We start from the raw sequence: 6444 nt of genomic DNA on the forward strand, positions 1-6444 counted from the left end.
TACCCGCTACTAACGGATGCGGCGTCTGGCTGGTGTCAGGCGCCGCGCCGAGCGATCGTTGAGCCGTGAACCAACCTCTGGCCCAGCCAGGCGAGCTCAGCGACCCCGGTAGCAGCACGCCAGCGCGCCCCGGCCGGAGCGGACTCCTGCTCAGGTCCGCAGCGGGCGGAGTACTCGCCGCCCTCGCCGGACTGGCTGCCGGCTCGGTAGCAGCCGCACTGCTCGGCACTCGCCAGACGCCCGTCGTGGCGATCGGTTCGGCTTTCATCGACCAGGTCCCGCCGTGGCTGAAGGACCTCGCGATCTCCCTCTTCGGGACGCACGACAAGACCGCTCTCAAGACCGGCATCCTCCTCGTTCTGCTCGCGCTCGCCGCGCTCGGCGGCGTTCTCGCCGTACTGCGCTACTGGGCCGGCGCGGCTGTCGTCATCCTCCTCGCGGGCCTTGCCGTGCTCGCGGCGGCCACTCGTCCCGACGCCGGCCAGACCGGGTTCATCCCGTCCTTCGTCGCCGGGATCACCGCCCTGCTCCTCCTCCGGCTGTTCGCCACCAGGCTGTCCGGGCTGGTCACCAACCCCGACGACGGAGTCAGCCGGCGCGGCTTCCTGCAGCTCTCGGCGGGTGTAGCCCTGGGGACCGTCGCAGTGGGCGCACTGGGCCGAGTCGTCGGCGGACGCCGCTCTGCGGTCAGTGACGCCCGAGCTGCTCTCCAGTTGCCGTTGCCGCCGAGTCTCGACCCGCCTGCCGGAGTACAGGCTGATGGGGCGACTCCTTGGGCGACTCCCAATGACGACTTCTACCGGATCGACACGGCGTTGTCCGTGCCGCTGATCCTGCCGGGCGGCTGGAAGCTGCGGATCCACGGCATGGTCGACCGCGAACTCGAGCTGAGCTTCGACGACCTGCTGAAGCGCAAGGTCATCCACAAGTGGGTCACGTTGGCGTGTGTCAGCAACGAGGTCGGCGGCGACCTGATCGGCAACGCGCTCTGGTCCGGCGTCCTGCTGAAGGACCTGCTGGCCGACGCGGGACCGGCCGCCGACGCCGATGCGATCAAATCGACGTCGAAGGACGGCTTCACCGCCGGTACGCCGCTGAGCACGCTGACCGACGATCGCGAGTCGATGCTCGCGTTCGCGATGAACGGGCAGCCATTACCGGTGGAACACGGGTTCCCGGTGCGGATCGTCGTACCGGGTCTGTATGGCTATGTGTCGGCGACGAAGTGGCTGACCGACATCGAGGTGACCCGGTTCGACCAGTTCGAGGCGTACTGGACTCCGCGCGGTTGGTCGGAGCGCGGGCCGATCAAGTTGTCGTCGCGGATCGACGTACCGCGGTCGAAGGCGTCGACTGGTCAGGTGACGGTGGCCGGCGTCGCGTGGGACCAGCATGTCGGCATCTCGAAGGTCGAGGTCCGCGTCGATGGTGGCCCATGGCAACAAGCTGAGCTGGCGACCGACGCCTCGATCGACACTTGGCGGCAATGGCACTGGAGCTGGGATGCGCCGCGTGGCAACCATGTTCTGCAGGTTCGCGCGTTCGATGCCAAGGGCAACCCTCAGATCGAGTCGCAGGCACCGCCGGCACCGGACGGCTCGACCGGCCTGCACAGCGTCGACGTCAAGGTCGGCTAGGGCGGTCCTGAAGTACCGCCCAGACGACGGTGCGACTGCCGTTCGCGGTGGCCAATCCCCAGGTGGCGGCGAGCCCCGACACGATGCGCCGGCTCAGCGGCTCGAACGACCCCTTGGTCCGAAAGGGGCGAGCCAGCTCGCTGGTCGTCGACACAGTCAACAGCAGTACATCGTGCCCAGCCCTGTGCGGGCCACCCCCAACCATGGGAGAACCTCCCCCCAAGGTCACCTGGCCTAGACGCTACACCTGTCTGCGACTGACAGCGTTCAGAACCATCGGGAGAAAGGTGCGCTCGAGCGACCCGGCCGGCACGGCCGCAGGCTCGAGCAGGGTTTGGGATCGGGCGCCTTCGTGCAGAGCGATCACCAGCCGCACGAACTGCTCCGGCGGGACGCTCAGCTGGAGATCGCCGGCCGCGGTGATCTCCTCCACGAGCCGGGTCAGCTGGTCGCGGAACATCCCGCGCTGCCGATTGAGCGCCTCCGCGGCCTCAGGACTTCGCAGCGCGTGCAGCGTGAACTCGGTGGAGATGAGGTGCCACTGCCGCTGGTCCAGCGCTGCTTCGTCAAGCAGGCCCAGCACTGCGTCCAGCAGGGTCCCTGGCTGATTCGCAAGGTCCGGCAGCAGCGCGCCGATCTGCTCCAGCAGGCGATCCGTGGTCGCCTGGAACAGGGCGAGCACGAGCTCGTCCTTGGAACCGAAGTTCGAGTAGAACGCGCCGCGGGTGAACCCGGCCCGGTCGCAGATGTCCTCCACCGAGGCGCCGTGGAAGCCACGCTCGGCGAACACTTCGAGGGCACCTTCGAGCAGCCGGGCCCGGGTGGCGGAGCGACGTCGCTTGGGTGGTTCCATGACAGTAGGATACAGTTCTGTATTGAATACACAACCGTATTGAACGAGGTTTCTCACGATGGAGCTCAAAGCTCACGCGATCAGCGTGCGGGGTCCGCACGCGCCGATGCTGCATGCGACATCGGTCAGCGTCAGCGACCATCAGTTGGTCCTGCTGGCGGGGTACCCCGGGTCCGGTCACGTGGCAGCCTCCCTCGGGCTCTCTGGGCGACTGAAGCCGGACGGTGGCGATGTGCGGCTGGACGGCGAGACCTCCGGCCGCGTATTGCGTCGCCGGGTTGCTGTAGTCGATACACCGGGGATCACCGAGCCTGACGACGCACTGCCGGTGCAGACGGTCGTCGGCGAGGAGTTGGCGATCGCTGGCCACAAGGCTGGGCGCAAGGCAGTACAGGAGTGGCTGGGTGAGCACGACTGGGCCGGGTATGCCGAAAGGCGGTTCGAGCACCTGCCGGTCGCAGTACGGACCAAGCTGCTTGCGGAGCTCACAGTGGCTCGGCCGGACGTCAAGGTGGTGATCCTGACGATGCCGGACCGGCTCGGTGGGGATCCGCACGAGTGGTACGAGCTGGGTCGCGACCTGGCGTCCCGGGGGTACGGCGTGATCATCACCTGTGCGGAGGCGTCTGCGCGGTTGCTCGGCGTCGAGGCGGCTCAGCTGGGATCGGTGAGTCCGCCCGATCCCGTCCAGGTGGAACCCGTCGCGCCGGTCGCGCCCGTAGTACCGATCGAAGACGCCGAGGCCGAGGACGTCGCAGTACCGGTCGAAGACGAAGAGCCCGCGGAAGCGAAGGACAAGGCATGACCGCGATCCGGATGGCGCTGAGCGAGTTGCGGCGGCTGACCGCTGGGCGATTGCCCAAGCTGGCCATTGTCGCGCTGCTCTGCGTCCCGATGCTGTACGGCGGCCTCTACCTCTACGCCAACCACGACCCGTACGGCCGGCTCAACCAGGTCCCGACCGCAGTGGTCGTCGAAGACGCCGGTACTACGTTGTCCACCGGCGAGAAGTTGTCGGTCGGCCCGCAGGTCGCCGATGAGCTGGTGAACTCGAAGAGCTTCGACTGGCACCGGGTGAACCGCGCCGACGCGCTGGCGGGGGTGGGGAACGGGAAGTACGAGTTCGCGCTGGTACTGCCGAAGACGTTCTCGGCGGATCTCGCGTCGAGTGCCGAGTTCGAGCCGCGGCAGGCGAATCTCGAACTGCTGACCAACGACGCCAACAACTACCTCGCCCACACGATGGCGAACCAGGTCGTCGCGCAGGTGACCAAGTCGGTCGCCGCGCAGGTCAGCGAGACCGCGGCGAGCAAGCTGCTGGCCGGGTTCAGCACGATCCACGGCCAGATCACCAAGGCGGCGGCCGGTGCCGGACAGCTGCAGAGCGGGCTCACCTCGGCCAGTACCGGTGTCGGCAAGCTCCAGACCGGCGCAGGTCAGCTGAACACCGCACAGCAGCAGCTGGCTGCAGGCGCGACCAAGCTGAACACCGGACTTACCCAAGCCTCAAAGGGCGCCGGCGATCTCGCGACCGGTGCGAGCCAGCTGAACTCCGGCCTGACAACGCTGAAGAACAAGACCGCTACCTTGCCGGCCGACACCCGGAAGCTTGCCAACGGCGCCGATCAAGTTGCTGATGGCAACGAGAAGGTCGCCGGCGTCGGCCAGCAGGTCGCGACGGCGTCGAGCACGCTGGTGAAGGATCTGACCACCTTCGACGCCGGTCTCGCCGCCCGCCTCAAAGCGCGCGGCTTCACCCAGACGCAGATCAACCAGGTTGCCGCCGAGACCGCGAAGCTGCGGGGACCGGTCGTTGCCGCGAACACCAAGATCCAGACAACCTCGAAGCAGCTCACCCAGCTCGCGACCGGCGCCCGGCAGGTGGCGACCGGCGCCGAGACGCTCGCCAATGCGACCCCGGCGCTCACCTCCGGCGTCCGGAGCGCCTCAACCGGCGCAGGCCAGCTCAGCACCGGCGCGACTCAGCTGAAGACCGGTATCGGCACACTGCAGTCCGGCGCCTCGCAGCTCGCGTCCGGTGAGCAGCAGGCGGTCACTGGTCAAGGGCAGTTACTCACTGGCGTGAACAGCCTCGCGACGGGTGTCGGCAAGCTCAAGACCGGCGCGACCGACCTGTACACGGCACTGACCAACGGCGCCAAGCAGATCCCAGACCCGTCACCCGAAGCACGCAAGGCAGTCGCGGAGACTCTCGGCGCCCCGGTCGGCCTGAAGAACTCCTCGCAGGCAACGGCCGACAGCTACGGCGCCGGACTCGCTCCGTTCTTCCTCAGCCTCGCCTGCTTGATCGGTGCGTACGTCCTGTTCCTCCTGGTGCGACCACTGTCGCCGCGCGCCCTCGCCGGCCTGCAGGCGCCGATCCGGGTCGCCCTCGGCGGTTGGTTGCCGCCGGCAATCTTCGGCGCGCTCCAGGCCGCGCTGGTCTTCACCGCCGTCATCTTCGGACTAGGCATCGACACAGCCCACCCATGGCTGACCGTCGGCTACCTGATGTTCACCTCACTGACCTTCGTCGCGATCCTGCATGCTCTGTCGGCCTGGCTTGGTGCCGTAGGCAAGTTCCTCGGCCTGGTCCTGATGGTGATCCAACTGGTCAGCGCGGGCGGCACGTTCCCCTGGCAGACGATCCCCGCCCCGCTCTACTTCTTCCACCACGTACTCCCCATGAGCTACGCCATCGACGGCGTCCGCCACCTCATGTACGGCGGCCCCGGCAACAGCATCCCCAAAGACCTGTTGGTCCTGACAGCCTGGCTCCTAGCCGGCCTAGCCGCCTCCTCCCTAGCCGCCCACAAACAACGAGTCTGGCCCGCCAAAAAGCTCCAGCCGGAACTCGCCATCTAAGGGTGATGGGGTTTCTTCCCACGCGGGCTCCTGCGTCGCCCGCTCCCGCCCACTCAAGGTCCGCCGCTCCGTCGCGGCTCGCGGTGGCTGAGGCGGGTGGACTACCTCGGCCTGGCAGGCGCTGAGGTAGCGCACAGGCTGGATCAACTCGCTCGCTCAACGCTCACCCAAGCCAGTCGATCGGCCAGCGTCGACTTCCCCGTTCCAGGAGACCCGGTCACCACAATCGGCCGGCACTCGTTCACCCACGCTCAGCTGGGACTTGGAGACGGCGTCTCCGGCCATGTGCTGATGATCCACGTAGCTCCGATCGGGCGACTCGACGCGCAAGCCTCCGAGAGTCGATCACAGCAGCGGCACGGTTATTCGAGCGTTGGTACCCCGATGAGCCGGTGGCGGCGTTCGTCTGCACTTCGTGGCTCCTCAACCCGCAACTGGCCGAATACCACAGAAGACCCTCCAACGCGCCCTCGTTACCCACCTGCACGCAGTGTCCGTGGGGTTGTCAGGCCCTGTCGGCCCAGGGGTCGAAGGCGGCTGCCTCTTCGGCGGTGATCCAAGGAACGCCGCCGGTGGGCCGTGAGCTGCAGGTGTCGATGTCCGTCGCCGCGGGGTGTGCGGGGGCGGTGGTGCTGGGTGGGGTGGGTTTTCGGGTACTGCGGGGTGGTGGGTCGGCCCAGGTGGGGCGGGTGACGTGGACCTGGTTGTNGATGGTCTGGATGGTCCAGTGGCCGTCGTGCAATGCGGTGTGATGGACGCGGCACAACAAGACNAAGTTGGAGATGCTGGTGATGCCGCCGTCGAGCCACGAGGTGAGGTGGTGGGCGTCGCAGTAGATCGGTGGGGCGCCGCAGACGACNCAGCCGCGGTCGCGTTGGTTCAGGGCGTTGCGCAGGCCGGTGGTGACGTACCGGAACTCCCGCCCGACATCCAACGGTTGACTGTCGGAGCCGAGGACGACGGGGATGACGCCGGCATCGCANGCCAGGCGGCGTACCGCCCCGGCGGACAGGCCGTCGCCGAAGACNAGGTCACCGGTGACGTTCTTCCCGGCCTGGATCAGGTCGTCCAGGTTGATGGTCACGGTGA

The 6444-nt window shown here is 67.7% G+C and carries 5 protein-coding genes and 1 pseudogene; 4 read left to right on the top strand and 2 right to left on the bottom strand.

The genetic code is table 11. The features are described 5' to 3' along the window. The first annotated feature begins 65 nt into the window (after positions 1 to 65). Positions 66 to 1637 (top strand): molybdopterin-dependent oxidoreductase, encoded by a 1572-nt coding sequence (locus tag A3ES_RS0130580; protein ID WP_020390657.1) that lies wholly within the window; start codon positions 66 to 68, stop codon positions 1635 to 1637. 241 nt (positions 1638 to 1878) lie between these two features. Here the strand turns inward: A3ES_RS0130580 and A3ES_RS0130585 are convergent, their stop codons facing one another. Next, on the bottom strand, positions 1879 to 2490 hold the full coding sequence (locus A3ES_RS0130585; RefSeq protein ID WP_020390658.1) for a TetR family transcriptional regulator: 612 nt from the start codon (positions 2488 to 2490) through the stop codon (positions 1879 to 1881). Positions 2491 to 2548: 58 nt separating this feature from the next. Between A3ES_RS0130585 and A3ES_RS0130590 the strand changes: the two genes are divergently transcribed. The 3 genes from A3ES_RS0130590 (at position 2549) to A3ES_RS57465 (ending at position 6107) form a co-directional block, all read left to right on the top strand. Continuing rightward, a complete protein-coding gene (locus tag A3ES_RS0130590; protein ID WP_020390659.1) occupies positions 2549 to 3295 on the top strand; it encodes a hypothetical protein in 747 nt (248 codons plus the stop codon). After that, a complete protein-coding gene (locus A3ES_RS0130595) occupies positions 3292 to 5355 on the top strand; it encodes a YhgE/Pip domain-containing protein (protein WP_020390660.1) in 2064 nt (687 codons plus the stop codon). Before A3ES_RS0130590 ends, A3ES_RS0130595 begins: the two co-directional genes overlap by 4 nt. Positions 5356 to 5534: 179 nt before the next feature. Beyond that, positions 5535 to 6107 carry a hypothetical protein gene (locus A3ES_RS57465; protein ID WP_475008847.1) on the top strand — a complete coding sequence of 191 codons (573 nt, stop codon included), beginning with the start codon at positions 5535 to 5537 and terminating at the stop codon, positions 6105 to 6107. 23 nt (positions 6108 to 6130) lie between these two features. On the opposite strand, the pseudogene A3ES_RS57470 reads toward A3ES_RS57465, so the two are convergent. After that, a pseudogene (locus tag A3ES_RS57470) lies at positions 6131 to 6439 on the bottom strand (HNH endonuclease signature motif containing protein); the annotation flags it as partial. Positions 6440 to 6444: the final 5 nt, after the last annotated feature.

It is taken from the genome of Kribbella catacumbae DSM 19601 (genome assembly GCF_000372465.1).
In the GTDB taxonomy this organism is placed as follows: Bacteria; Actinomycetota; Actinomycetes; order Propionibacteriales; family Kribbellaceae; genus Kribbella; species Kribbella catacumbae.

What these genes read in the sequence shown, in the direction of transcription:
- A3ES_RS0130585 (WP_020390658.1), bottom strand. Translation starts at nt 2,490, where the DNA reads ATGGAACCACCCAAGCGACGTCGCTCCGCCACCCGGGCCCGGCTGCTC.
- A3ES_RS0130590 (WP_020390659.1), top strand. Translation starts at nt 2,549, where the DNA reads ATGGAGCTCAAAGCTCACGCGATCAGCGTGCGGGGTCCGCACGCGCCG.
- A3ES_RS0130595 (WP_020390660.1), top strand. Translation starts at nt 3,292, where the DNA reads ATGACCGCGATCCGGATGGCGCTGAGCGAGTTGCGGCGGCTGACCGCT.